Source organism: Lacticaseibacillus thailandensis DSM 22698 = JCM 13996 (assembly GCF_001312865.1).
In the GTDB taxonomy this organism is placed as follows: domain Bacteria; phylum Bacillota; class Bacilli; order Lactobacillales; family Lactobacillaceae; genus Lacticaseibacillus; species Lacticaseibacillus thailandensis.
Genome location: NZ_BBER01000011.1, coordinates 19,928 through 44,110, shown reverse-complemented (window position 1 = coordinate 44,110; position 24,183 = coordinate 19,928). Strand labels below are relative to the sequence as shown.

Annotated in this window: 23 protein-coding genes and 4 pseudogenes; 5 read left to right on the top strand and 22 right to left on the bottom strand. The window is 41.6% G+C overall.

The features are described 5' to 3' along the window. A partial coding sequence (locus tag JCM13996_RS09780; protein ID WP_054750991.1) for a KxYKxGKxW signal peptide domain-containing protein occupies positions 1 to 383 on the bottom strand: 383 nt, incomplete at its 3' end. Positions 384 to 1,412: 1,029 nt separating this feature from the next. On the opposite strand from JCM13996_RS09780, the gene JCM13996_RS11045 reads away from it, so the two are divergent. The 4 genes from JCM13996_RS11045 (at position 1,413) to JCM13996_RS12585 (ending at position 3,536) form a co-directional block, all read left to right on the top strand. After that, the gene (locus JCM13996_RS11045; RefSeq protein WP_156321961.1) at positions 1,413 to 1,682 is read left to right on the top strand and encodes a hypothetical protein; all 270 of its coding nucleotides are present in this window, start codon (positions 1,413 to 1,415) and stop codon (positions 1,680 to 1,682) included. A gap of 494 nt (positions 1,683 to 2,176) precedes the next feature. After that, the gene (locus JCM13996_RS13030; RefSeq protein WP_082383928.1) at positions 2,177 to 2,494 is read left to right on the top strand and encodes a transposase family protein; all 318 of its coding nucleotides are present in this window, start codon (positions 2,177 to 2,179) and stop codon (positions 2,492 to 2,494) included. A 36-nt stretch (positions 2,495 to 2,530) separates the two neighbouring features. Beyond that, the gene (locus JCM13996_RS12590; RefSeq protein ID WP_162205218.1) at positions 2,531 to 3,223 is read left to right on the top strand and encodes a transposase; all 693 of its coding nucleotides are present in this window, start codon (positions 2,531 to 2,533) and stop codon (positions 3,221 to 3,223) included. Between the two features lie 16 nt (positions 3,224 to 3,239). Next, positions 3,240 to 3,536, top strand: coding sequence for a transposase (locus JCM13996_RS12585; protein WP_162205217.1), 297 nt, complete (start codon positions 3,240 to 3,242; stop codon positions 3,534 to 3,536). A gap of 300 nt (positions 3,537 to 3,836) precedes the next feature. On the opposite strand, the gene JCM13996_RS11035 is transcribed toward JCM13996_RS12585, so the two are convergent. From JCM13996_RS11035 to JCM13996_RS12085, 7 genes are all read right to left on the bottom strand, one after another. Beyond that, positions 3,837 to 4,079 carry a hypothetical protein gene (locus tag JCM13996_RS11035; RefSeq protein WP_156321958.1) on the bottom strand — a complete coding sequence of 81 codons (243 nt, stop codon included), beginning with the start codon at positions 4,077 to 4,079 and terminating at the stop codon, positions 3,837 to 3,839. Between the two features lie 8 nt (positions 4,080 to 4,087). Then, a complete protein-coding gene (locus JCM13996_RS09755; RefSeq protein WP_054750987.1) occupies positions 4,088 to 4,435 on the bottom strand; it encodes a hypothetical protein in 348 nt (115 codons plus the stop codon). A 257-nt stretch (positions 4,436 to 4,692) separates the two neighbouring features. Next, complete coding sequence (locus tag JCM13996_RS09750) at positions 4,693 to 5,094, bottom strand: hypothetical protein (protein WP_156321957.1); 402 nt, start codon at positions 5,092 to 5,094, stop codon at positions 4,693 to 4,695. A gap of 1,274 nt (positions 5,095 to 6,368) precedes the next feature. Beyond that, complete coding sequence (locus tag JCM13996_RS09745; RefSeq protein ID WP_156321956.1) at positions 6,369 to 7,172, bottom strand: hypothetical protein; 804 nt, start codon at positions 7,170 to 7,172, stop codon at positions 6,369 to 6,371. Further along, a complete protein-coding gene (locus JCM13996_RS09740; protein WP_054750984.1) occupies positions 7,112 to 8,416 on the bottom strand; it encodes an ATP-binding protein in 1,305 nt (434 codons plus the stop codon). The genes JCM13996_RS09745 and JCM13996_RS09740 overlap by 61 nt, the downstream gene beginning before the upstream one ends. A 63-nt stretch (positions 8,417 to 8,479) precedes the next feature. Continuing rightward, positions 8,480 to 8,995, bottom strand: coding sequence for a hypothetical protein (locus JCM13996_RS12090; RefSeq protein WP_225353580.1), 516 nt, complete (start codon positions 8,993 to 8,995; stop codon positions 8,480 to 8,482). 325 nt (positions 8,996 to 9,320) lie between these two features. After that, the gene (locus JCM13996_RS12085) at positions 9,321 to 9,551 is read right to left on the bottom strand and encodes a DNA methyltransferase (RefSeq protein WP_263848912.1); all 231 of its coding nucleotides are present in this window, start codon (positions 9,549 to 9,551) and stop codon (positions 9,321 to 9,323) included. 1,575 nt (positions 9,552 to 11,126) lie between these two features. On the opposite strand from JCM13996_RS12085, the pseudogene JCM13996_RS12080 reads away from it, so the two are divergent. Then, positions 11,127 to 11,243, top strand: a pseudogene (locus tag JCM13996_RS12080) (transposase); the annotation flags it as partial. A gap of 188 nt (positions 11,244 to 11,431) precedes the next feature. Here JCM13996_RS12080 and rfbD read toward each other — a convergent pair. The 14 genes and pseudogenes from rfbD to JCM13996_RS09650 all read right to left on the bottom strand — a co-directional run bounded on the left by rfbD (position 11,432) and on the right by JCM13996_RS09650 (position 24,061). Next, positions 11,432 to 12,274, bottom strand: coding sequence for a dTDP-4-dehydrorhamnose reductase (gene rfbD / locus JCM13996_RS09725; RefSeq protein WP_054750982.1), 843 nt, complete (start codon positions 12,272 to 12,274; stop codon positions 11,432 to 11,434). 73 nt (positions 12,275 to 12,347) lie between these two features. Next, positions 12,348 to 13,363: pseudogene (rfbB, locus tag JCM13996_RS09720) on the bottom strand (dTDP-glucose 4,6-dehydratase). 11 nt (positions 13,364 to 13,374) lie between these two features. After that, positions 13,375 to 13,947: a dTDP-4-dehydrorhamnose 3,5-epimerase gene (gene rfbC / locus JCM13996_RS09715; protein WP_054750981.1), complete on the bottom strand. Its 573-nt coding sequence runs from the start codon at positions 13,945 to 13,947 to the stop codon at positions 13,375 to 13,377. Beyond that, positions 13,947 to 14,822 (bottom strand): glucose-1-phosphate thymidylyltransferase RfbA, encoded by an 876-nt coding sequence (rfbA, locus tag JCM13996_RS09710; protein WP_054750980.1) that lies wholly within the window; start codon positions 14,820 to 14,822, stop codon positions 13,947 to 13,949. Before rfbA ends, rfbC begins: the two co-directional genes overlap by 1 nt. 1,494 nt (positions 14,823 to 16,316) lie before the next feature. After that, positions 16,317 to 16,730, bottom strand: a complete 414-nt coding sequence (locus JCM13996_RS13025; protein ID WP_369395723.1) for an oligosaccharide repeat unit polymerase — start codon at positions 16,728 to 16,730, stop codon at positions 16,317 to 16,319. Between the two features lie 41 nt (positions 16,731 to 16,771). Then, a complete protein-coding gene (locus tag JCM13996_RS09700) occupies positions 16,772 to 17,200 on the bottom strand; it encodes a hypothetical protein (protein WP_054750978.1) in 429 nt (142 codons plus the stop codon). A 705-nt stretch (positions 17,201 to 17,905) separates the two neighbouring features. Continuing rightward, positions 17,906 to 18,547: a glycosyltransferase gene (locus JCM13996_RS09690; RefSeq protein ID WP_054750976.1), complete on the bottom strand. Its 642-nt coding sequence runs from the start codon at positions 18,545 to 18,547 to the stop codon at positions 17,906 to 17,908. Between the two features lie 14 nt (positions 18,548 to 18,561). Continuing rightward, entirely contained in the window at positions 18,562 to 19,467 is a 906-nt protein-coding gene (locus JCM13996_RS09685) for a GT-D fold domain-containing glycosyltransferase (RefSeq protein WP_054750975.1), read from the bottom strand. A 59-nt stretch (positions 19,468 to 19,526) separates the two neighbouring features. After that, positions 19,527 to 19,982 (bottom strand): glycosyltransferase family protein, encoded by a 456-nt coding sequence (locus tag JCM13996_RS09680; protein WP_054750974.1) that lies wholly within the window; start codon positions 19,980 to 19,982, stop codon positions 19,527 to 19,529. Between the two features lie 32 nt (positions 19,983 to 20,014). Beyond that, a complete protein-coding gene (locus JCM13996_RS09675) occupies positions 20,015 to 20,362 on the bottom strand; it encodes a glycosyltransferase (RefSeq protein ID WP_054750973.1) in 348 nt (115 codons plus the stop codon). A 385-nt stretch (positions 20,363 to 20,747) separates the two neighbouring features. Then, positions 20,748 to 21,707, bottom strand: a pseudogene (locus tag JCM13996_RS09665) (GDP-mannose 4,6-dehydratase). Beyond that, positions 21,707 to 22,359 (bottom strand): annotated as a pseudogene (locus JCM13996_RS13255) (sugar transferase). The pseudogenes JCM13996_RS09665 and JCM13996_RS13255 overlap by 1 nt, the downstream one beginning before the upstream one ends. 48 nt (positions 22,360 to 22,407) lie before the next feature. Beyond that, on the bottom strand, positions 22,408 to 23,118 hold the full coding sequence (locus JCM13996_RS09655) for a CpsD/CapB family tyrosine-protein kinase (RefSeq protein ID WP_054750971.1): 711 nt from the start codon (positions 23,116 to 23,118) through the stop codon (positions 22,408 to 22,410). A 52-nt stretch (positions 23,119 to 23,170) separates the two neighbouring features. After that, positions 23,171 to 24,061 carry a YveK family protein gene (locus JCM13996_RS09650; RefSeq protein ID WP_225353579.1) on the bottom strand — a complete coding sequence of 297 codons (891 nt, stop codon included), beginning with the start codon at positions 24,059 to 24,061 and terminating at the stop codon, positions 23,171 to 23,173. Between the last annotated feature and the right edge of the window lie 122 nt (positions 24,062 to 24,183).

Below are 24,183 nucleotides of genomic sequence, written 5' to 3'. Positions count from 1 at the left end.
TGCTGGAAATCGTTGAACGACGTGTTCGTCTTCATGGACGGGTCAGAAACCGTCGCACCACCAAAACGAGTGTTGTTCTTCTCCGCTGCGGCTTCATTGGCTTTGGTTTCCTGCTGCTGCTGGAAATCGTTGAAGCTACTGTTAGCCTGATCAGCTGCGGACTGAGCTGATGCGGAGGCACTGTCGGCCTTTGTTTGCGTGACAGTAGCTGTACTCCCTGCCTTTACCTGGGTAGTAGTTGGCTCCGTACCAGTTGTGGCAGCAGAAACCGAGTTACTACCTAAAGCACCAGCAGAAAACAACCCGATGGCTGCAACCCCAGCTGCAAACCATACTTTGTGGGCCTTATAGAGCTTTTTGGCACCATTGCGTTCATTCATCATAATCTTCCTCCTTCAGGAAAAAAAGTTAATAATAATAACTTTACGTAGACAAGAGTAATTCCTATCGTTGAGGAAGACAATGAAATTTGCGTATCTGCTCTTGTTGATTTGGTGCGGATGAAAGCGGGACCGAGATTTTCCTGGATTGGACCATCAAACGCCCGTTTGTACTATTAAATTACAAATATGACTGAATACATTCAAAGAGTGAGCTATTCACGATATGCAAATCTTTACTAACGAAGTAATTTGGAGGACTGAAAATTTAATACGTACGCGACCATTTGCCAAGTTATCAAGGTTATTTGCCAAGAGCAAACCAGGAACCACTTACGTCAGCTTAAACTAACAAACTGTAGAAAAACGGTTCTACACTTTGCTTTTGACTTCCATCGATGCGAAGCGAGTGTAGAACACATTTCTGGTGACAATTTTGGCAAAATGAAGGAGGCACTATCCATGCGACGCTATAAACGACCAAACCAACAACATTCAATCAGTACCCCGAAACATTCTTACACTGTCCATCCTAGGAATACCAGATACTAATATATCCGCATACTCACGGTAAATGATGCAAAAAGCGTCATCCACGGTACTGATCACCAGGTTCATGTCATCTCCTGTCTACATTCTTATCCACTCATCCCGTCCCAATTGTGGGTTTGAAAGTCTACAACAATATAGGCTACACCTTGACCCATAGCCGTAGCCAAAGTGGCACTGACATATCAACCTTATTGGATCTCAGAAAACAGCGCTACGGTGCGTCAACTGCCACCAAACAACTGTCCCAATGTCGCAAAATACCCCAGACAATGGATTACGCGAACGCGTAATCTTCGTTTCAACTAGTTTTATTATAACGACACTATGTTGATCGTTCATTTGTATTGATGATGGCACACACAAACTAGTTTCACTACCATTTGACGACTTTAAGCGCACAATTAAGAAATTTTTCATTATTCATCACAGCATTGATGAATGGCAGGTAGTCCCGAACATCATCCTGAGCACGAATGCAGCTTGCAAACACTTTATTTTCTGAATGGCCGTATCATCGTTGAACGCTTCCACATCGTGCAATTGCTCGGACGAACACCTGATAAAACCCGTATTGCCGCTCTTACGCAGCTTGATAATCACTATATTTGGCAATACAAGATGTTCAAATCGAAAGGGCGCTTGTTCCACAAGGCTGATCCTCACACCCGTCATGTTGACTCCTCCTTCGGACTCAACGAATATATGACTGAACAGAACACACTTGACATTGTCTTTGACAATAAGCCATAGCTACAAACCTTTTACGAAACGTATCTCAGGCTACGTAATGCCTGATATTGGGCAACACCGTGACCCTTTGGTCTGTCCTTAACACATATTGCTCTATGAGTACTTCGTTAGATACTCGCATGACCACCCGGAAACAAAAAAATCAGGGTATGCCAATGTCTGCTGCTAGCCCCAGAAGTAATGGCCCATTGCGGGGGAAAAAAAACTGACTAATCAGGTCCCTAAAACGTAACTGCTTTAGCTTTAAAGACCAAATTAACTTCTTCAACCGCATCTATCAACTGATCGCCTAGATAACAAAATGCCCTCCAAAGTGGAGAGTCGTGGCAATTACAAAATGCTAAAACCAACAGAACTCGACAAAAAAAACGAGTCTACACTTTCTGGTATTGGTGAAAGCCAATGCCATTTTTTTAATTTTGGAAAATCAAAAGGACATCACTGTCCCCTCATGCTACGATTTAAGCGCCTAAACCTAATCGAGAAGAGAAAATATGATGTCCCAAAACGATTTTATCCTAAGCTTGTTCGAATTGACAGACCCACATCTCTCAGAAATCACTATTAACCAGCCAAAGCGAGTGAAAGGAAGAAAGATCCATGTGATCAAAGCGACGCTATCCTATCCCCTTAAACGTTGTCCTCAGTGTGGCTTTAAGGCGTTGATCAAGAACGGTACTCATCTCTCTAAAGTACGCCTAGGTACTTTAGCCGGCGGTTGTTATGAACTTCATCTCAAACGTCAACGCTATCTATGTCATCACTGTGGGGCGACCTGTGGTGCCCAGACTACGCTGGTCAAGTTTAATTAAACCTTCAGTCATCAGGTTATTCATCAAGTGATCCGTTTGGCCAAAGAACTGATACCGACCACAACGATTGCCCGAATTGTAGGTATCTCGGCTAGTAACGTCCAACGGGTCTTAAATAAAAACGTGCATCTCACGTATCGGGTCAAACATTTACCACCTAATCTTTGCTTTGATGAGATTCGTACCTGCGGTCATCGCATGTCGTTTGACTGTTGCGACGCTGAGAGCCATCAGCTCATCACTACTTTACCGACGAGGCTAAGCCGTGACATTATCGACTATTTTGAGGCGCGGTACTCACTACAAGAAAGACGAACAGTACAAACCGTCACGATTGATATGAACGCGCAGTATGTCCAGTTCATTCACCGTTTGTTTCCCAACGCTGAACTCATCATCGATCGTTTTCACATCGTGCAACTGGCGGCTAGGGCACTTGATCAGGAGCGCCTACGGCTGCTCCATCAAGAAATCGACCAACATAGTCGTCGCTATCGAGTTCTAAAATCTCAGTGGCGCTCATTTCACCTCAACGAAGACGAACTAGAACGAGCCAAGAGCCGATATTTACGGGGGTTAAACGAATGGATTGTCCCGCAGGCCGCGGTTAATCTCGGTCTCGATCATGCCCCACGCTTCCGAGCTGCCTACGAAATATATCAAACCATCATGACAGCCCTAAAAAAACAAGTCAGGAGCCAAACTGGCCCATTTACTGAAGATCTATAAGAATTGTGGCAACGCCATGGACACCACCATCGCTAAGCTGAGAAAAAACAAAAATGCAGTGCTAAATAGCTGCCGCTACTCCTATTCAAACGGTCTGCTTGAAGTCCTCAACCGAAAAATCAAGACGCTGAAACGTAACTGCTTTGGTTTCCGAAATCAGTACAACATGTTTATCCGCATTCGGCTGATTCATGAGGAAAAAAACACATTCACCGGAGTGAATGTGTTATCAACAGAGTATCACCAATACGATTTGACGAAGATCCGTAATTTGAAAGTATTGAAACCCACAGTGCTTGACAGATACCCTTAAAAACATTGAAACCACTATAGTTTGACGGAACCCTTTAAAATATCAACGATCGCCCATCTTTAAATATGGGGATGAGCTTGAATTAAACTTGTTGGGCTACACTAACTTTAATCGTCACTGGAATTCCGAGGAGTTCCAAACATTTCCTGTGTGTTGATGGTCGGCAGTAGGATTGTATGTGCTGAATCCAACCCAGTCACCATTGAAATGATGCCACGCACGTATGGAAAGAGGATGGCAGTTCCATTTACGGCCAAGGCTCGTCCAATGTCATCTTTATTAGTAAGTTCTTCCGAAATGTCAAAAAAAAGCATTGACCTTTACCCTTACAAGGCGTGAATCAGCTTGGTTTGAGTCTGATTCTACTTTTAGAGATACATCAAGCGTTACACGTCCAACATTAAGTGACTCATTGGTTCCGATGGTCGGCTCAATATGGAAGCCGCGCGGAGCAGCTTTCAACTTTACCGCATCAGTGGAGTATTGAAGATCTTCAATGCGATATCCTTTCAGCTTGATAATTGGAGTATTTTCTTTTGTCATCGCTTCACCTATGCAGCACGATCAAAATCAAGAGAAGTATTACTCGTGATTTTAGACGTTTTGCTTACGTCAATTTCATGAAAGTGGTCACTATAATCATTTCTAGGTTCATTAGTCTCAATTTTAAAATTTAATGTTGCTTCATTTTTATCAGACACTTTAGTATCGCCAATTGTTACATCGAGCTTAATGGTTGATTTTTCGAAAAACTTTTTGAAGGCAGCATTAACCATACTTGTCATAAGCTTCCGAAAGACACGCTTTCTGAATTCAGTCTCATACTCAGCGGTTGGGTGAAAATCAGACTTTTGCAAATAACGGTTAAATTCTTCAACCGTAAGTGTTTCTAGCCGCATAATTTGATCCTCCCTAAACTGCAATGCTTTGAATTACTGAATCATCCTGTATACAAAAATATTTAGGTTCATTACCAAACGTTCTGGCTACTACCTGAATGTTTTCGTTTGAAAACTGCTGGATAATCCATAATGAGTAGGCGAAAATATATGGATAGTCCTCCAAATCCGCACTGGAATCTGCCAGATCAACCAAGTAATCTGCGAACTGTACACATATAGTACGATACTGACGTATCATTTCACCGTCGAAAATTTTATTTTTTTATGGCATCAGCTACATCACCAGAAAGAAGACTGAGCGCAAGATTACGGATAGAATCGGAATTGTCTAGGTCATAAACATCAACGCCATCACCAATATCAATTGTAACAACATAGTGCTCGCTGGTGAAGCTGCATGCCTGATGTTTACTCGCAAACGCATAAATCCCAACTCCAAGTGCAGCGGGCTGACTGGTTCCAGCTGACTTTGGTAGATAGTCAAGACTATTCATGGCTGCATTAGTTCTGTCTAACAGCACATCCATTGTCTCAGGCATCTCAATACCACTTGATTTAATTTTATTAGTCTTTTTAATTCCTAATAGGCCCTTTTTTTTGTTGTCCCATGGTAAAGTTTCATTTATTATCACACCAGCCAAAATTTCTAAATACAAGGATCATATTTTGGCTTATTCAAAATGTCTAACAAGCCCATGGATACAGTATCACGGTAATGAATATAGTTGTCAAGAAACATCTGTAGACAATTTTGCCGTTGACGCGTACACCAACATAAACAATAGTGACCTTTACAAAATGCACAGAAGTCCTCATCTTCACTTGAAGCTCCCTACAATTGTTGGATAATCAATCTAATGATTGGTTGAAATTTAGCTGTGGGTTACCTGAAGGTGGTGCACCTTATTTATCAATCGTGGAACCATCTTTCTAGGCGACTGAGCTGATTCTTACTATTAGTAGTTATCCTGTCAAGGGCACTTACACCGAAAAGAAAGTGCTTGTGAAATGCCAGTGATATTGTCTCAGGCAAAGGCCAAGGCAAAATGTCCAGACATAGGTAACCTCTTACTGATCAGTAAGAGGTTACAATGAAGCAGGTATGTCTTACGAAAACAGAAGCAACGAAGTATCGGACGATCAGAAACGTTGTTCGAGGCAAACCAGCTAAGCAACGAGCAAGCATCACCCTCGACCTGAGTCGACGCCAGATAAATCGGTTAGTCAATGTGTACTAGCGTCAAGGCAAAGCCGGTTTTGTCCATGGTAACGCCCCGCAGGGAACCGGCAAACAATCTGTCAGCAACAGATCATCTGGCTTTACACCACTAAGGACACAGGCCTTGACATCAAACATTTTCATGAGTTCCTAGTGCGTGACGAACAAATACCAAATTAGTATGACCTCACTGCGATGGTTATCACGACTTAATCTGATCTTGTCGCCCAAGGCCCATCCTTCGCAACCAAGGGTCAAGTATCCCGGCGTGCTAGTGCAAATGGACGCGTCGCATCTAAGAAGCATTAGTATGGCAAGCGTAAGGCAAACTACTCCATCGCCACTGATGACAGTAGCGGTTGTGTGGTCGGTGCGACCTTTGCCCAAGAGGAAACCCTCCGCGGCTACTACAGCATCATGGTCCAAATTTTCCGCGACTACGAGTCACCCGCCAAGATCTTGCTGATCGGTGCACTGTGTTCAATTATTGCCTGCATCAAAAAAAGAGGATTCCCCCTCAACTGAGAATCCCCTCACGAAGTTTGGCTATACATGCAAAAAGTTAGCCACAGAACTAGCGGTAACTAGCATACTCCAAGCTAAAGGGCGCGTGTAGCGCCTAATAGAAACGTTTCAGAATCGCCTACACCTAGAAATAAGGTGCCTATTCTCAAACTGCCTACGATCATTTAGTGAAGCCTGCTGAAAATCTTACTTGTGTTTATTTCCCATATTAGCAATATAAGTATAAGTTAATAAGAATTTGAAATAGATGCTCTTATCTCTGACATCCTTTGCTGTAACCAGCTTAGTCGCGTTATGTGTGGCCAAATTAAGAAAATCAATTATTGGTACAAACTTCTGTTCTTTGACAAGACGATGTATCGTTTGTAATGCCTTCACGCTCTTATTACAAATACCCGAACGCTTTAAAGCTTTATTGAAGTTGGCGTCTCCCATTACAGCATTATAAGTTTCTTTAAGACCATCTTTATTTGCACTTTCAGTTTTTGCAATTGACCTAATCATTAGTTCGGCAAATGTCCTCAGTGAAGAAACAAATACAAGGTCTAATTTGTCGTCATTAGCTATTAAGTTGACTTGATTAGTAAAATCTATAATATATGATTCAACATCTCCGTCAAGAATATCTGTATCCAGAAGCGGGTACACCCACACGTCGTTCTTTTTATGATGCAGCCGCTTAGGTCTCTTAACGGTCACTGAGTCACAAAAATGACTTTTCTTTTGGGTGATTTTGTCCCAATAATCGAATGTTATAGTTACTTCACCATAGTGGGTAAACACAACCGTTTCTTTATCGGAATCAAGGTAAACGGTTCGATCTGAAGGTTGAAAAGACACCTCTGAAGGCTTAACTGACTGCCCACCCTGGGAGTCCTTCAACTCAATAAGCTTATCAAATTCGTATGGCTGACCGACCTCAACCGTATCTAACAACAGTTTAGCCGTCGCTCCATTTTCTCTCCTTCCGGGCTCTGTTTTACCACCCACAGTTGCACCTTCACCCTCCGTCTGAAGATGACTGCCATCTGCCTTTTCATTATGATGAGGACCGTCCACGCCAGTAGCATCACCATGCACCGTTTGGATGATTCGTGAGACTTAGATTGTAAATCAATCAATCTACGAACCTCTGACTGGCCCTCACTAGAAATAAAATCAAGCAGCGCCTTTAATTCACGGAGTCTCGTTGAATCGATAATTCTAGTTCTGTCAGCATTAAAACTCAATATATCTGGCTTATCTAAATATAAACTAATCTTACCCGTCTGCTGTCTAAACACCCTGTTAGTCTTGCCACTGGCGTTAACTTCAACATTATAAAGACCTTCGCCCTCAAACAATGAATCGTTTATATACACCAGCGGATGTAATTTATGATCATCGAATAAATATATTTTCGGAGCATAATCTATACCAAGTCCTTGCAGCCTATAGACACTAATCTCAGCCCATAATTTAAGGTGCTTAGTATTTAAAATACGCCCAATATTTTGAGGAATTTGTATTTTGGACTTTTCGTGGCCAACACAAACCAAAACGGCGCCAGTAGTATCAACCTCATCTGGTCCCAGCAGACTAATGGTTGCAATCCTGGCCTGTTTAAATTTGTCATTTTCTATATAATCATCTGCAACATGCACACCGTCAACCAAGATATTTATACTAAAACTGGTGTCGTCAATAATATTTGTTAATCGAGAAGAGAAACCTGCCTGAGAAAGGGATTTGCAAAACAATTTAACGGCATCAACATTTAGCCTAGTAATCCGAATGATTGTCCCTTTGCCCTTATTATTTGTGGATTTTTCAACTGGAACATCGAGATTTGATACATCGCTAGTCTTCCCAATTTCAGCCATGTCAAGTTTAAATGAACGTTTAATACTACTATCGTCAGGATCAGAAGTATCAACGCTAATCATTCTCCCAAATTTAAAAGCAGAGAAAAATCCAAGTCCTTTTTCTCCAGACACATACCTACCATTGACTTTGGAACCAAAGATTTTATCACTGTGACTTAGGTTAAGCAAAGAACCTATCTCGTTGTCATTCATTCCACTGCCATCATCGCGGATGATAATATCGGAGCCAACAGTATTAATACTAATTTTGATCGAGTTTGCATTTGCCTCGTAAGCATTCTTAATTAGCTTGGTCATCGCTAGTTGCCCATTTGGGATCTGTTCGGAGATTTCCCTAATTATCTTACCTGCCACACGGATTTGCGCCATAATCATACCTTCTTAAAAATAAGTATACTTTCTTCATTCATCGATTTTACTGGGGTACCTTTGCTATCTGAGGACAGACGGACCGGCATCTTTTTTTGAAAGGATATGCCGTTTTTCTTCATCAATTAGCTGGACACTATACTTTTTAAACATTTGAACAGTGATTAGATCTAAGGGTTGCTGAACCCCATCAACTCTTCTGTTCCCAACAGTAAATAATGCAACTCCACCACGCTTAAGGACTCGGGACAGCTGCTTAATAATTATCAAGTAATCAGAAAGAAATCGTCTTACCTTTTGCTGTTTACGAATTGCAATTGAATTTACAAATTCTTCAACTACACGTATGTCTATTGGCTCCAATTCTGCATTCTTACCCCCAAGACTGAAACTATCAATGGCCGAAAAATTATCAAGTAGTTTTTCATCCCCGCTAATATCCCGCTCATCAATCCACTTGAGAAATAAAATTGAAAATTGTCCGTAGGTGACAGTTGTTGCATTCTCTCCATACGGTGGTGAAGTGCAAATCACATCAATACTATTCGTGGCAAGTGATTCGCAAGCTTTTTTTTGCATCACCAGAAACTATTCGCACACTTTGTTGTTGGGTTACAGGTAAGTAACTCTTCTTCGAAAAAAAACTATTTCTAAAAATGTTTCAATTACATCGTCCTTTATATTCTTAATTTGTGAGTTGGGTTTAACATGCATTTTAAATGTAGAAGTTCTGTCATTTGAATGGTAATAAATAACCTCTGACATGCATATCCATAGATAACGTCTAATCCATATGTCATCTTCATGAAGAATAGCATTTCTTACCTTTGTAAGAGACCTAATAATATCTGGTCTGAACCATTTATCGATGTTTGAAAAATGCCAGTTTTCTATGCTACCATGATTAAAAAAAAAGTCTTTCTGACAGGCGTGCCTTCAATGCATGCCAGTTTACATCGCCATAATTATGTGTCTTGACTTGCGACAAAAGGACGGCATACGGATTAATATCGATTCCTATGGCATCAAATCCTAACCTTTGCGCTTCAACTAACGAAGTACCTGATCCCATAAACGGATCCAACACAACCTGATTGGTTCCTGTTGTCCACTCTTTAAGTAGCTTAAACTGCATTTCCGCAACCATAGTCGCAGGGTATTTTCCAAGCGAATGTATCCCACTTTTTTTTAAAACCTCTAAAATCCCAAGAACTACCAGTTACTCCAGTCATACCATTTACCTCATTGAGAAAACACTCGCAAATTACTATCAATTATTCTTATTAATAAGCTCCATAGCAACCTACTTCCATCAATCGCAATAGCAAAAAAAATTATGGCTACAGGTACTCAACTCTATCCTCAAGAAAATCTAACGAATCATCGTCTAAACACTGAACCCATCTTCAAGACACCTTTCCCGGATTTGCACAATGAACTATTTTACCACTAAAGAAGCGCGCCTAACCGTTAAAGTAGTTACACTTTTATCGTTGGCCCTTAACAATGCACATAGCGTAAATCCCCTGTTTTCAGCGACATTTTTGCCAAAATTCAAAGTCCACTTATCCAGGCGCATAGTTATTTAACCGACTGGTATTAAAAGAGTTAAAGGAGTCTGACAAGATGTGCTTCATCTAAGTTGGCAATCATATACTTGAAGTTATTTTACCTTCATGGCCTCCCATCACATCCACAATCACCTAAGCAATTTCCGCCGTGGAACACACAGGGTGGCATCGTCTTATTTACCCTCAACAAATTAGCTCCAAGGTTGTTGTTGACCATTGCCACATTGTACAGACGATGTTGGTCATCCTTAGCGTGTACGTTTCAGAGTCATGAATACAATACCCAAGACACTAAAAGCTACCATTTTAGGATACGTTAACAGCCGATGTTGATGTTATTGAAGAATATGGGGACATTGATGCTAACACCACGGTCACAGTCGGTCTGTTATTGGGTACTTACACCTAATGTCCAAAACTGTGGAATAATCTCATTAAAAAAAAGGGCTACACTTTCTGCTGTTAGTTTCTACCAACGCAGCAAGTGTAGGCCCTATTTTTAATGACACTTTTAGCAAAATAAAAAGGCTACCGCTACCCATGCTATGCTCTTATACGACCAAACAACAAGCGAGGTATCGATCAATGTCCCAATGTCCAAAAACATTTTTACGCTGTCTATTCTAGGAATAACAGATACTAACATCAAAGTCACCGCAGTAAGTGACGAAAAAGGCTCCTCTCGGGGCGTTACCCGCCAAGCCCACGTTATTTATTGTGAACCATCTCACCCGCTCAGCCGGTGTCCGAATTACCAGTTTGCGACTCTCCAACGCTATGGCTACGAATTAACGCAGGTTAAGGTCCCCAGAGCGGCTGAAACGCTAACGATCATAGCGCTTAAAAAAACAGCGCTGGTGGTGCACTAACTACCATGACCACCCGCCTTAGTTGAACCCAAGTGGGTTACGTGGAACGCATCATTAAACTAGCGTAGAAGCGACTACCATTAACTGTCATCGCCGACATTATTAACATCTCGGCTTCATCATTCCAACGGCTCCTCACGGCGGCAGTATACTACCCCCCCTGCGCGACACCTACCCCATAATCCGAGTTTCGACGAGTTTCGTTCCACTGGTCATATGATGTCGTTTATTTACATTAATGGCAACATGCACAAATTAGTTTCGTTCGGTCCCCATAGTAATGGCCCAATTGAGGGTGAGAACCGCCTAATCAAACCCTTGAAACGTAATTGTTCTGGCTTTAAGAACCAACAAAACTTCTTCAATCGTATTTACCAACTAGTCGCCCAGATAACAAAAAGATTTTCAAAAATGGAAAACCTCATAAATTCGAAAATATTAAAACAACAGCGCTTGATGGAGAACAAAAAAAAGGTCCTCCAAAGCGGAGAACCTTAGTAATTCCAGAATGATGAAACCAACAGCGTTTGGTGGAAACCCGTAATATGCCTTTTTTTAGGCTGAGCGTCAAAACTCTACTTATCTACAATCGCTAAAAATTCCTTCAGCGCATCCTGCCAGGTAGGAATCTTGAACCCGGTAGCCTTGGTCTTACTCAAATCAAGAATAGAGTGGCGTGGGCGCCATGCCTTTTGTGGGTACTCAGCAGAAGAAACTGGGGAAACAGTTACGTTCTTATCAGCCAAGATAGCGCTGGCAAATTCGTACCAGTTGCAACTGTTGTCCTCAGACAAGTGGTAAATACCATAGTCCAACTTCTTATCGATGGCAAATGTCATGAACTCAGCCAATGTCTTGGTCCATGATGGGCGGCCATACTGATCATCAACCACCGTTAAATGATCATGTGTCTTGGCGAGGTCAAGCATAGTGTAAACAAAGTTGTGACCGTATTCACCAAAGACCCATGAAGTTCGGATGATGTAATACTTCTTGGCGTACTTTTGAACTGCCAATTCACCTTCATACTTGGTGCGCCCGTATTCGTTACGTGGGGCTGGCTGGTCGTCAACTTTATAAATTTCCTGCTTGTCGCCATTAAAAACGTAATCAGTACTAATATAAACGATGGTAGCGTCTACCGCAGCTGCGGCCTTAGCCAGATTTTCAGTGCCATTGACGTTAATCTTCTGGTTAAGTGCCTTGCCTTCATCCTCAGCCTTATCCACAGCCGTGTATGCAGCACAGTGATAAATTACATCTGGCTGGAAGTCCTGAACATATTTATCAACGGCATCGGCATCCGTGATATCCAAATCCTTAACATCAGTACCACGATATTCGATGCCACGGCTATCCAACAAGTGACGCAATTCAGTACCTAACTGACCATTTGCCCCAGTAATCAAAATTTTCATTTGTGTATCCCCTTTGATTGCAACTCTAAACAAAAGCGAAGCCCCAGCAGCCTCGCTATTTTGCTATCCGCAATTACTGACCGTTGGCCTTGTACTTGGCCTCGACAGCAGCTTTTTCGTCCTTCCACCAATCTTCATGGTTGGTATACCACTCAATAGTGTGCTTCAAACCATCTTCAAAATTAGTGTACTTAGGTTCCCAGCCCAACTCAGTGCGTAGCTTTGTGGCATCAATTGCGTACCGCAAGTCGTGACCCGGACGATCCTTAACTTGGTCATACCAGTCTTCCGGCTTACCCATCAACCGCAGGATGCCTTCCAGGACGGTCTTGTTGTCCTTCTCACCATTAGCACCAATTAGGTAAGTTTCACCAATCTTACCCTCAGTCAAAATCTTCCAAACGGCAGCTGAATGATCATTCGTGTGAATCCAGTCGCGGACGTTCTTACCGGTACCGTACAGCTTCGGCTTAATGCCACTCAGGATGTTGGTAATCTGCCGCGGAATGAACTTTTCAATGTGTTGGTAAGGGCCATAGTTGTTGGAACAGTTGGAGATAGTAGCCCGTAACCCAAATGAGCGCACCCACGCACGAACTAGCAAGTCACTAGAAGCCTTGCTGGAAGAGTATGGGCTAGACGGGCGGTACGGACTATCTGGCGTAAACTTTTCGCCCACGCCCTCGCCGTGACCAGGCAAGTCTTCGCGTAATGGCAAGTCGCCATAAACCTCATCAGTTGACACGTGATGGAAGCGCTTGTTGTACTTGCGAGCTGACTGAATCAAAGTGTACGTGCAACAATGTTGGTCTGAATAAAGGGTGATGGGTCCTTCAAGGAGTTGTCATTGTGACTCTCTGCGGCGTAGTGCACCACCGCGTCAACTTCTGGCATCAACTTATCTACGAGTTCAGCGTCACAAATATCGCCAACCACCAGTTTCACGTGGTCGCCAAGCACGTCGGCAATGTTGGCCTTGTTACCTGCGTAAGTAAGCTTATCAAGAACAACGATGTCTACATCTGGATGATTATCAACGACGTAATGCACAAAGTTGGAACCAATGAACCCGGCACCACCAGTAACCATAATTTTCATTGTTAAATCTCCCCGTAAACGAAATTGTTCTCGGCATCCTTCAACTGTGGATGGTGCTGATCTTTTTCCGACATAATCAAATGCGCAGTAGACATTGGCCAATCAATACCAATATCAGGGTCATCGAACGCAATACCGCGATCTGCTTTAGGCGCGTAGTAACCCTCAACCTTGTAGGCAAAGTTAACATTGGGCGTCAGCGTAATGAACCCGTGGGCAAAGCCCTTCGGTACCAACAACTGGCGGTGGTTAAACTCACTCAGAATGTAGCCCTCCCATTGGCCATATGTAGGTGAGCCCTTACGAATATCAACTAAAACGTCTTCAACCACACCGGTGACGACCCGAACTAACTTAGTCTGAGCATACGGCGCCATCTGGTAGTGCATCCCCCGTAGCACCCCGGCCTCTGCAGATAGAGACTGGTTGTCCTGATTGAAATCGTTGGTAATACCCGCTTCTTGGAACTTGGGACGCGTATACGTCTCAGTAAAGAAGCCACGATTATCACCAAATACATCCGTCTCAACCAACTTAACATCAGTTAACTTTGTAGGAATTACTTTCAAAGCCATTACTTACTCTCCTCCTTGACCAAACGCAACAAATACTGGCCATAATCATTCTTCTTCAGTGGCTGGGCCAGTTTTTCCAACTGCTGAAGATCAATATAACCCATACGGTAAGCAATTTCTTCGAGGCAAGCCACTTTGAGATTTTGCTGCTTCTCAATTGTAGCTACAAAGCTGGAGGCCGCGAGTAACGAATCATGCGTACCCGTATCCAACCAAGCGTAACCACGCCCCATTACTTGCACATCCAACTGGCCACGACGTAAGTACTCTTCATTCACATCAGTAATTTCAAGTTCCCCTCGCGGTGACGGTTTAATGTTCTTAGCAATATCGACCACGCTGTTATCGTAGAAATAGAGTCCAGTAACAGCATAGTTGCTCCGTGGATGCTTTGGCTTCTCAACAATTGAAACGGCGTGCTGATGTTCATCAAACTCGACTACACCAAAACGTTCTGGATCGGTAACCTGATACCCAAATACCGTAGCCCCCTTGTCTTGGGAAGCCGCATCTTGTAACAGTTTTGATAGGCCTGCACCATAAAAGACGTTATCACCAAGTACTAGTGCCACGGAATCACCGCCAATGAAATCAGCACCAAGAATGAACGCTTCAGCCAACCCATTTGGCTCAGCCTGTACCTTGTATTGAATGTCCAAGCCTAAATTGTGACCATCACCGAAAAGTTCCTCAAACTGAGGCAAAAACTCAGGCGTCGAAATAATCAAAAACTGTTTAATACCCGCAAGCATCAACGCAGATAACGGATAATACACCATTGGTTTATCGTAGATTGGAACTAATTGCTTACTTGTCGCCTTTGTAATGGGATATAAGCGTGTTCCAGATCCCCCAGCCAAAACAATACCCTTCATAAAACAATCCTCCCTTACTCTCAGCAAATGACACTTCTGAACTAAAAACCTACAAATAGTAAAACCTATGCATGCAAATTATTCATTACGTAATCAAAGCTATCATGAATACGCCCCCTAAGGGTAAAGCCATAAACAATAAACATGACCGCAAATATCGCGAAAGCGTATAGGCCACTCAGGAACCATGTGACACAGATAAAAATGGCAACAAATAATGTCTCCACACCTATACTCCGTAAAACATTTAAGCTCAGTCTAGAGCTAATTACAATTTCTCCTAAATTGCTTCTAAACCATAAAATCAAAATTATACTAAGCATAATAATGTTCAAGTTTTTAACAAAGAAAACGTTGACAGCAGTCACGCATACACTTGTGGCAAGGGCGGTAAGATTAACAAGGAGTAACTTTCTTTCCATTCTCAAAGTTTTCATAAATGTGTTAACCATTAGCTCAAACTTGCCTTCATAGATAAACATCGGGAAAAGAAATGAAAGATATTTCAAGGAGTCTTGATAATTAGGCAGCCAGCGTGTGATTAGGAAATTTAAAGGGAAATACAGGAACATACATGCAAATAACATTAGAATTAGTATCTGTCTAAAATTATCATAAAGGCCAGGCAGAAGTGATTTATTAATTCTCCGCAATGTGGGAAAAAGCACTAGACTGATTGCCGTAACAAATAGCATCATTGCATTAGAAATACTGAGAGTCAACGAAACCTTCCCAAAGACGGTAACTCCCCAGGTAGACTTGATCCCAAATCTCACAATGCCAACAATCAAGAGACTAGCAAAATTTGCAACTAAGAGTTTTATACCCACATTGACATTCTGATAAATCTCCTTAATCGTCACGGATAAACGTTGAATTTTACCTCTGAAAATGGTTCTGCAACTATAGATAGCTATAAATAGCGTGATAATCTTAGAAATAACATCCCCAACAACTAGTAATTTAAAGCTCCTAACTCCTACAGCTAGGCAAATTACAATCCAAACAACATACACAACCCTATCCAGTATTAAATTAAACGCATATTCCCGAATCCGATCTGTGTCTTGTAATATATACAAAAAAAATTGTCTTCCATTGTAAAAAAAGTAGGTACAGACCCACCGACACGACAACAAACTGATTATTACCACTATCAACTATCAGACCGAATGCTGCAATAAGCACTGTAACAAGTGATTCAAATACTATGAAGTAAGAAAACTGACTTTTAAAGTAGCTGCTATCTAATTCATCATAGTCCAGTCCACCATACTTTAAATACATTCCATCAATCCAGCCAAAATGTAGTACACCAACATAATTAGTATAGAAAATGTACAGTTGCCAGAAGCCATACTCCTTAACTCCAATGACTTTAGGAATAATTAAGGTCACAAGAGCAATGACTATAAAATTCAATAAATTAGACGAAACAGTATATGAAAAGTTTTTTTAATAGTTTCAGCATTTGATTACCATATTTTCTTATGCTTAATTAGTACACCTGCAAGGGCGGAAATAAACACTCCAACAATTAGTGAAAACCATAAATATGCTGGCCGGAGAAACCATGCAAAAAAATGATAACACCATTAGCGCAAAACATATATCCATTACTACAAGCCAAGTTAATGACGAATAGTTACTTCTACTTTTCCTATACGAAACACCAAAAATAGCTCCGAAAATAAACGTTGCCACTCCACCACCAAAAGTTCCAAAATCAAGGATTAGCTCACCAATATATGAAACCACGTTCGCCGGAAGTGGCGAATAAAAGAGAAATATATTGTAGAAATCAACATTATACGTTGTCACACCCAAACTATTTAAAAGCAGGTAAAACGGACGAAATGTCGAAGCCCCCCAGTACGTGTGAACTGGTGATTTCAGGAATTCGTTCAACGTGGCAATGGGGGAAGTGAAATAAAAGGATATATTATATACTAGGGACGAAAAACCGCCAAGCTTTTTTTTAGGTTAGGGGTTGCATAAGGCAGGTCTATTAGAGAGCTCTTTCTTAAATATGTAATGATTAGGAGAAACGCCAGCGCAAGTACTACAGCAACCCTAACACCAATGTTAGATTGATCTTTTCCCTTCGTTTTGCCTTTAGGAATCAAAATCCATGGGCCTACCAACAAAGCGACTTGTACAAACAACCCCCCTCTAGAACCACTTGTAAGCTGGCCTAACATCGCAGTCATTAATGCCATTGAAACTGAAAATGACATGCCAAACTTTCGCACGTAAACACCGGCGAAAACTATTGCTACAAAGACAAAATTTTCTAAACTTAGGCCACCTGCATTTGATCCTGCAAGATTACTGATTGAATCCTCGTAAATTTGATTGCTGTTCGCAACCAGATTCAAGCCATATGACCCAACTAGCTTAACAACCGAAGGAATAATCGATAACCACGAAATTGCTGTACAAAAAAAAGATTGTCCTATTCAGATATTTTTTTTAGTGCGGCCTCGTCAAACTGTTTTAAGAACAAAGCATTACCGTTGCTACTGTAAACCGACTGAGAGACTTTCTTTGAAACCAACGACGAGCCCATCAAAAAGGAAAGAGTATACACTAAAGAGTATGCATTAATTAATATCCATGTCTGTTCACTAAGAGTGTTAAACTCAATCACCTTTAATTCGATTAAAAGAAGGCAGAACACCCAAATAATAAAATAGATGCTTATCGGATTTAGCCTCGTGTGGAAGCTTAAAAAAAACTAAGAATACAAGAAACAATCGCAATTAAAAGAAACAGCAAAAACATAATATTCTCCTGAACTATGCAGATTTAAATGACTCCCTCGTCCTTGCAAAAAAAACGTTTCAATTGCTGCCTGTAGTCTGCCCGAACTAAACACCTAGAAAAATATTGCACGCACCGTATCAAATATAATGGCATAACAGCAACTTTTGAGCTATGCAAATAATGCAAACAGTAATACATTTCACTTCTTACAAACTCAGTAAAGGAGAAAGCTACAATACCGTGAGTAGACGCCCCGTGCACATGATGAACAGTTGCATTCGTATCTAATAAAGTCTTAAATCTCGTCTTGGACAGTGCTAGACCCAACATAATTTCTTCTTCATACAAAAAAAAGGAAATTCATCAAAGGGAAAGATGGCTTGGCAACATTCACGGGAAATCAACAAGCAAGCTCCTGACACTGAACTTACATAAAAGGGAGCAGAAAGATTCGACCTGTCCGCTGAAAAAGTGTTTATGTATTTCCTAACAATTCTCTTGAAAGGTGTGTGCCCTAATAAATACTTATATTTCCCACCTAAAGTAGTGGGCACTAACATATTAATTTCCTGAATAGAACCATTTCCCTCAATGATTTTTGGCCCAACGATCCCGACATCAGGATGCAAACTGAACATGCTGACCATGCTTCGTATGGTATCTTGATCATACGTTACATCGTTATTAGAAACCAAGATGTAGTCACAGCCATCTTGTAAAGCTTTCCTTATGCCAACGTTATTTCCAGCATTGTAACCAGAATTCTTAGTATTCCAAATCAATTCCGTTCGCGAATCTGCATTAATAAAATCAACAAATTTCTCTGGTGCAACTACGGTAGAATGATTATCAACAATATAAATAAAAATATCTTTATATTCATTTATGTTGAGAAGAGATTCAACACACTTCCTGCTCTCTTCCCAAGTGTTGTAATTCAGAACAACTATTCCTATCATTTATCGTACCTGACCTATTCATCTATCTCAGCAACTATCTGCTCTAAATAACCCTCATCGTGGATATCTTCAACATGATCACCATTAATAATTTCATTATCATATCTGGTTGGCACATTTGTTTTGTGATATTTCCCCATTGCAAGGTACTCGTACTGTAAATCGAAATGTCCAATATCAATTGACTGACATATGCTTGACAGCCTGGACGCCAACACAGTTGCTGTAGGTCCCAGAGCTATAAGAACAATAAAATTATCTTTACGCGGCTGTTTGCTTATAAACTCCACTGCGCTAGACTCAATTTTATTTATCACATTATATGCATTGCGTGATGGAGCTATGATTCTTGAAACATTCAAGGCATTTTCAAATAAACCATTACCAACACCGAATCTGGTCCCGGCTCCCTCTATAACTAAAACTCGTTTATTTTCCCACAAGTGACGTACCTTTGTTACAATCCGTTTTATTGTCTTCTTGCTGCGGCTTTCTGTGACCGTCCTGGAAAAATTGGTATCAAGAAAATAGCTTCTATGTGAATGATTAAGAAAATTTGTAATGTTATCCCTATTATTAACTACGTATGCCCACCAAAACGATTTCACAAGCAATTTATCCGGGGAAGTGGAAAGAAACGCATGGGGCAATCCGATAAAAACATCATTATTCTCTTGACTAGCCACATCTAGCAAGTCTTTCTGCAGACCCATGGAATATTTCTGAAATCCAATTGATCTTTTGCGAAACATAATATTTATTTCACCATCACCAAATCTAGAAAAAGACTTACCCGTTTTCGCTAACTCACTAACCGTTTCATCTAGACTGGCTATCGTAAATGGTCTGAAACTCTTAGTAACCTTTTTGTAGAAGGGAAAATACGCAATTCTAACAGTTCTCAAGAGTAACTGAGACACAGGATTTTTTTTCTATTACCTTAATAAATTTCATCTTCGACCCTCCTCCACTAGTAAAATCAGCCTTTATGCAATATTTTCTTGTACAATAAGCCTCTCACGTAGGTCGGCACTAGTGAACTGGAAAGAACAGCGAAATCCCCAATAATCACCTGGAAGGAATTAATGATTCCCATAGAATGTAGTTTCCGTCTCAGTAAACAATAATTTCTGAAATATTTCATGCCGCCGCGCCTTCCGTAAAGATTCGCTCCAGATCTCATTAGCAACAAAACATCGGGGCAATTAGTAACAACAGCGCCAGTAGCTATTAGTTTGGCCCACAATAAATAATCTTCCAGAAAATCAAGACGCTCATACCCACCAAGTGCCAAGATTGCTTTCTTTCTGAACATTACAGTGGGATGATTAAAGGGGCTTCTAAACCTAGCAAATCGTTCTATAGCCCTTCTGCTCAAGGGAACTTCTCTTTTGCCAATTATATTTGCTTCATTACCATCTTCAAACTCAAGCAACTGGCCACCTAACAAGGTTAAACCGGGTTGATTCAAAAAAAATATGAAAGTTGAATTTTAAATCTGTCCTTAACTGAAATATCGTCAGAATCCATTCGAGCCACCAAATCGTATGTAACATGATTCAACCCAACATTTAAAGCATTTGCCAAACCAGTCTGATGAGATATTTTGACAACTTGCAGAGACGCATTCGTCTGCAAGAACTCTTTAACCACCCTGTCTAAACTTGCGCCCAAAGGTCCATCCTCAACAAGGACTATTTCATTTGGCAACACGGTTTGCTGTTCAAGACTTTCTAGGGATTTGCGTAAGTTACTCGGTTTCTCCTTCCAGTAGACCGACATAAGCACTGAAAACTTTGGAAACTTTAAACTCATCGGAACAATTCACCACCTTGAAAGAAGCGATTCCTACATACTCTTGGCTTTTGTGTTGCTGATACTATTAGTCGAAACCACGTCAGTTGTTTTTCCAATTCTCCGTCCTTCTCGAATTTCTATATGGAACAATACGTACCAAACAGTTCTCACAAACAGCCTAACATCAAGCAACATAGACAGCTTTTCAGCATACATATCATTTATTACCCTGAATTTTATTCTTGCTGCCTGGATAACCTCTTTGAGATCTTTCCCAATTTCACGGTTTTCAACGATAAGCACCTCATTAACAGTCGTGTTCTGATTAAATACACTTTCAAGCGCTTGCTGAAAACACTCTGACTTTTCTTCGAATATACATACATTAAAACGCTAAAATCTATTATGATTCTCCTAATGATTGATAATACTTTTCCAAACCATTCTGCAAAGAGAATTGGGGCTTGTAACCCAAATCCCGTATTTTAGAAATATCGGCAACCGAGTTCTGAATGTCACCAATCCTCGAATCAGCCATAAGTATTTCAACCTTTTTTTGAAGCGACGCGTTCCAAATCTTTAATTACTTCCATAAGTGGATGTTGCTCACCAGTAGCCACATTGAAAACAGTATTTAGAGCTTTGTCACTCAGCATTAGTAATATTAATGCGTTTACCACATCATCAATGTACACAAAATCCCGAGTTTGCATACCACTACCGTATAAAGTGAATTTTTTTTGCATTATACAATGCATCGCTAACTATAGATAACACTCCTGAATAAGGAGACTTTGGATTTTGCTTTGGACCATAAACGTTAAAAAAAACGAGTCGCTACCGTGGGAATATCATACAACCGTCCATAATCAATTACAAAACGCTCGGTAGCAAATTTGTCCACAGCATATGGTGAAAGGGGGTCAATCGGAGATGTCTCCTTCTTGGGAAGTTCTGGATTGTTGCCATAAACCGCGGCAGAAGAAGAAAATAGAATTTTCTTAACGTCTAACTTATTTATCCTAACTGTTTCTAAGACATTTAAGTTAGCATCTTGATTGATAATATGTGTCTCAGCAGGCCGAACAATTGTGTCCGCAACACTTGCAACTGCAGCCAGTAAGAAAATGTAATCGAATTTCCAATCCTTCAATAATTCCGACATGAATTTGAAATCCGCAATACTATGCTTGAAGAAATGCAAATTATTGCTTTGTGGAAGGTTCTCCACCCTTCCCATTGATAAATCGTCAACGACCACAACCTCGTTATCACCAATTAAAGCATCTACAAGATTGGAACCAATGAAGCCGGCACTACCAGTGACTAAAACCCTACTGTTCCTAATAATTGGGTTCTCCATTACCGTGCACCCTCCCCAGTAAATACAGTCTTAATCGTCTCAAAGAAAATACCCAAATCCATCATTGGCCCAAAATTTTCTATGTAGTACCGGTCCAACTTAGCCTTCTCACCTGGGTCAATATCGTATCCGCCATGTACCTGTGCATAGCCACTTAACCCTGGCTTGATACGTAAACGTTGTTCAAACCCCGGGTACTCATGCGAGAACTGTTCTGTAAAAGCAGGACGCTCTGGACGTGGACCAATTAAACTCATCTCACCTTTTAGAACTGCAACAAGTTGTGGTAATTCATCAATCCGCGTTTTACGAATAAAATGACCTACACGCGTAATGCGCGGATCTTCCTTCTCCGCCCACTGCGCGCCGCGTTTTTCTGCATCAACATACATTGACCGTAATTTCGTGACCGTAAAATGGCGACCCATCAAGCTACTCGCGTCTGGTGATAGAATGCTGGCCCCTTGTCCTCATGTTTAATCGCCAACACGGTAATTAAAATAATTGGCGAAGTCAATACCAAAATCACCGCGGCGGTAATGAAGTCCAAAGCAAACTTAATTGGCAGATACCACGACTTAACTGGTTCCCCAATCGAATTTACATACGTCTCCTCAGTCTTTTCCCCATTTTGTACACGAATTGCTTCCATAATTCAATCAACCCCCAACTTTTAAAATGAATCTGTAAAAAAAGCACCCTACTTACTGTCGTTTCCGTACCCGTAGCCGTAGCCGTAGCCGTAACCATAGCCACGATCGCCGTGTTTCGAGTGTACCCGTTCAACCACACCAAGTACCTTCGCATGAGCCATTCTCAGGACCTCAACCGTCCGTTCCAAATCCCCCTTCAGCGTGTGTTCCATACGTACAACGAGCACCACCCCATCGGTCTCGGGCACCAGTACTTGCACATCTGACACTGCTAATACTGGTGGCACATCCAACACTACGATGTCATAGTGCTCACGCGCCCAAGCCAGCAGGTCCGCCATCTTCTGCGAATTTAACAATTCAGACGGATTTGGCGGCACTGGGCCTGCGTTCATCACAGCTAAGTTAGGCACAAACGTGTCTTTCACGGCGTCTTCCACCTTGACGTTACCCGCTAAGACGTTCGTCAAACCGTCGGTGTTCAATAAATCAAATGTTGCATGTACCGTCGGACGACGCAAATCAGCGTCAATCAGTAATACCCGCTTACCAGACTGTGCCCAAGCAACTGCAACGTTGTTTGATACCGTTGACTTACCTTCTGAAATTGCCGCAGAAGTAAACATTACCACCTGTAACTTATCCAGGGCAGCACCGGCAAATTCAATATTCGTACGTACCGTTCTGAACTGTTCAGATACAACATGCTTGGGATCAGCATAGGTAACCAGCCGGACGCCATGAGTCTGGAAGGTCATGTCTTCTTTGTAGTGCTTATGAAAAAAAAGGAATTCGCATCGTATATGCCCCCTAAATCCGTCGGCTGCCGCTGCGCCGTGATCGCGTTAATGATTCGCGGGTCAGGTCAGTCTCATCACTAGTCACCGCGGCTGGCGTCGTTCCTCGCGGAGCCAGCCGGTCCGAATCTATGCGCTTATTTGCTACTGTACTGGACGCCTTGGCAGCATCAATACTCTTCATTTTATGAACGTAGTTAACGATACCAAGGTTAGTCAGTCCCAAATCATCAGTAATGAAGTCGAGACTCTTAATCGTCCGGTCCGTAACTTCGCGAACGAAGCCCCAAGCAAAACCAATAATGATACCCAAAACTACCCCAATCAGCGCTAAGAGCTTCAGGTTGGGTGACGTCGGTGTGTAATCTGCCGTTGCCCTTGACATGATCGTGACATTTTTAACGCTCATAATTTTGCTAATCTTAATTCTGAAAACAGATGCAATTTCATTGGCAATGTCGCGCGCTTCCGTGGCACTGGTGTTTTCGACGTTAACCGTGAACAGTTGAGAATTAGTTTCATTGGTAACGGAAACCATATCCGTCAAATCACTACCAGTAATATCTTGATATTTAGCTGGCACTAATTTGTACTCAGCCGGTTTTGCCTTGGTCTTTAAGTAGCTACTATAGGAATCAGTGTAAGAATTATACTTCCGCCCATAGACTGCCTTGGTAGGCTTCTTCGTCATCACCTTCCGCGGCTGAGTTAAATTCTTCGCCACTGTGTCCAGAATAGTAGGGCTCGTAAGGATACCCTTGTATGTAGTAATAAGTTGAACATCAGCCTGTTGTGCCGTGTACTGTGTGTTTGCGTCTGTACTATCAGCCGCTCTATTAACTAGCATCGTCGTCGATGCCGTGTACTTCGGCGTAATCAGCACCTTGGCCCCAATAAAAGCCACCAGCCGCCTACAATCGCCAGCACAATCATTGGTACGAGACTGCGCTTGATGATAGCCCAGAGGCGTGTTAGATCAATTGCATTATCCATATCGTTTTTTTCCCACCTAAATTCGACATTGAT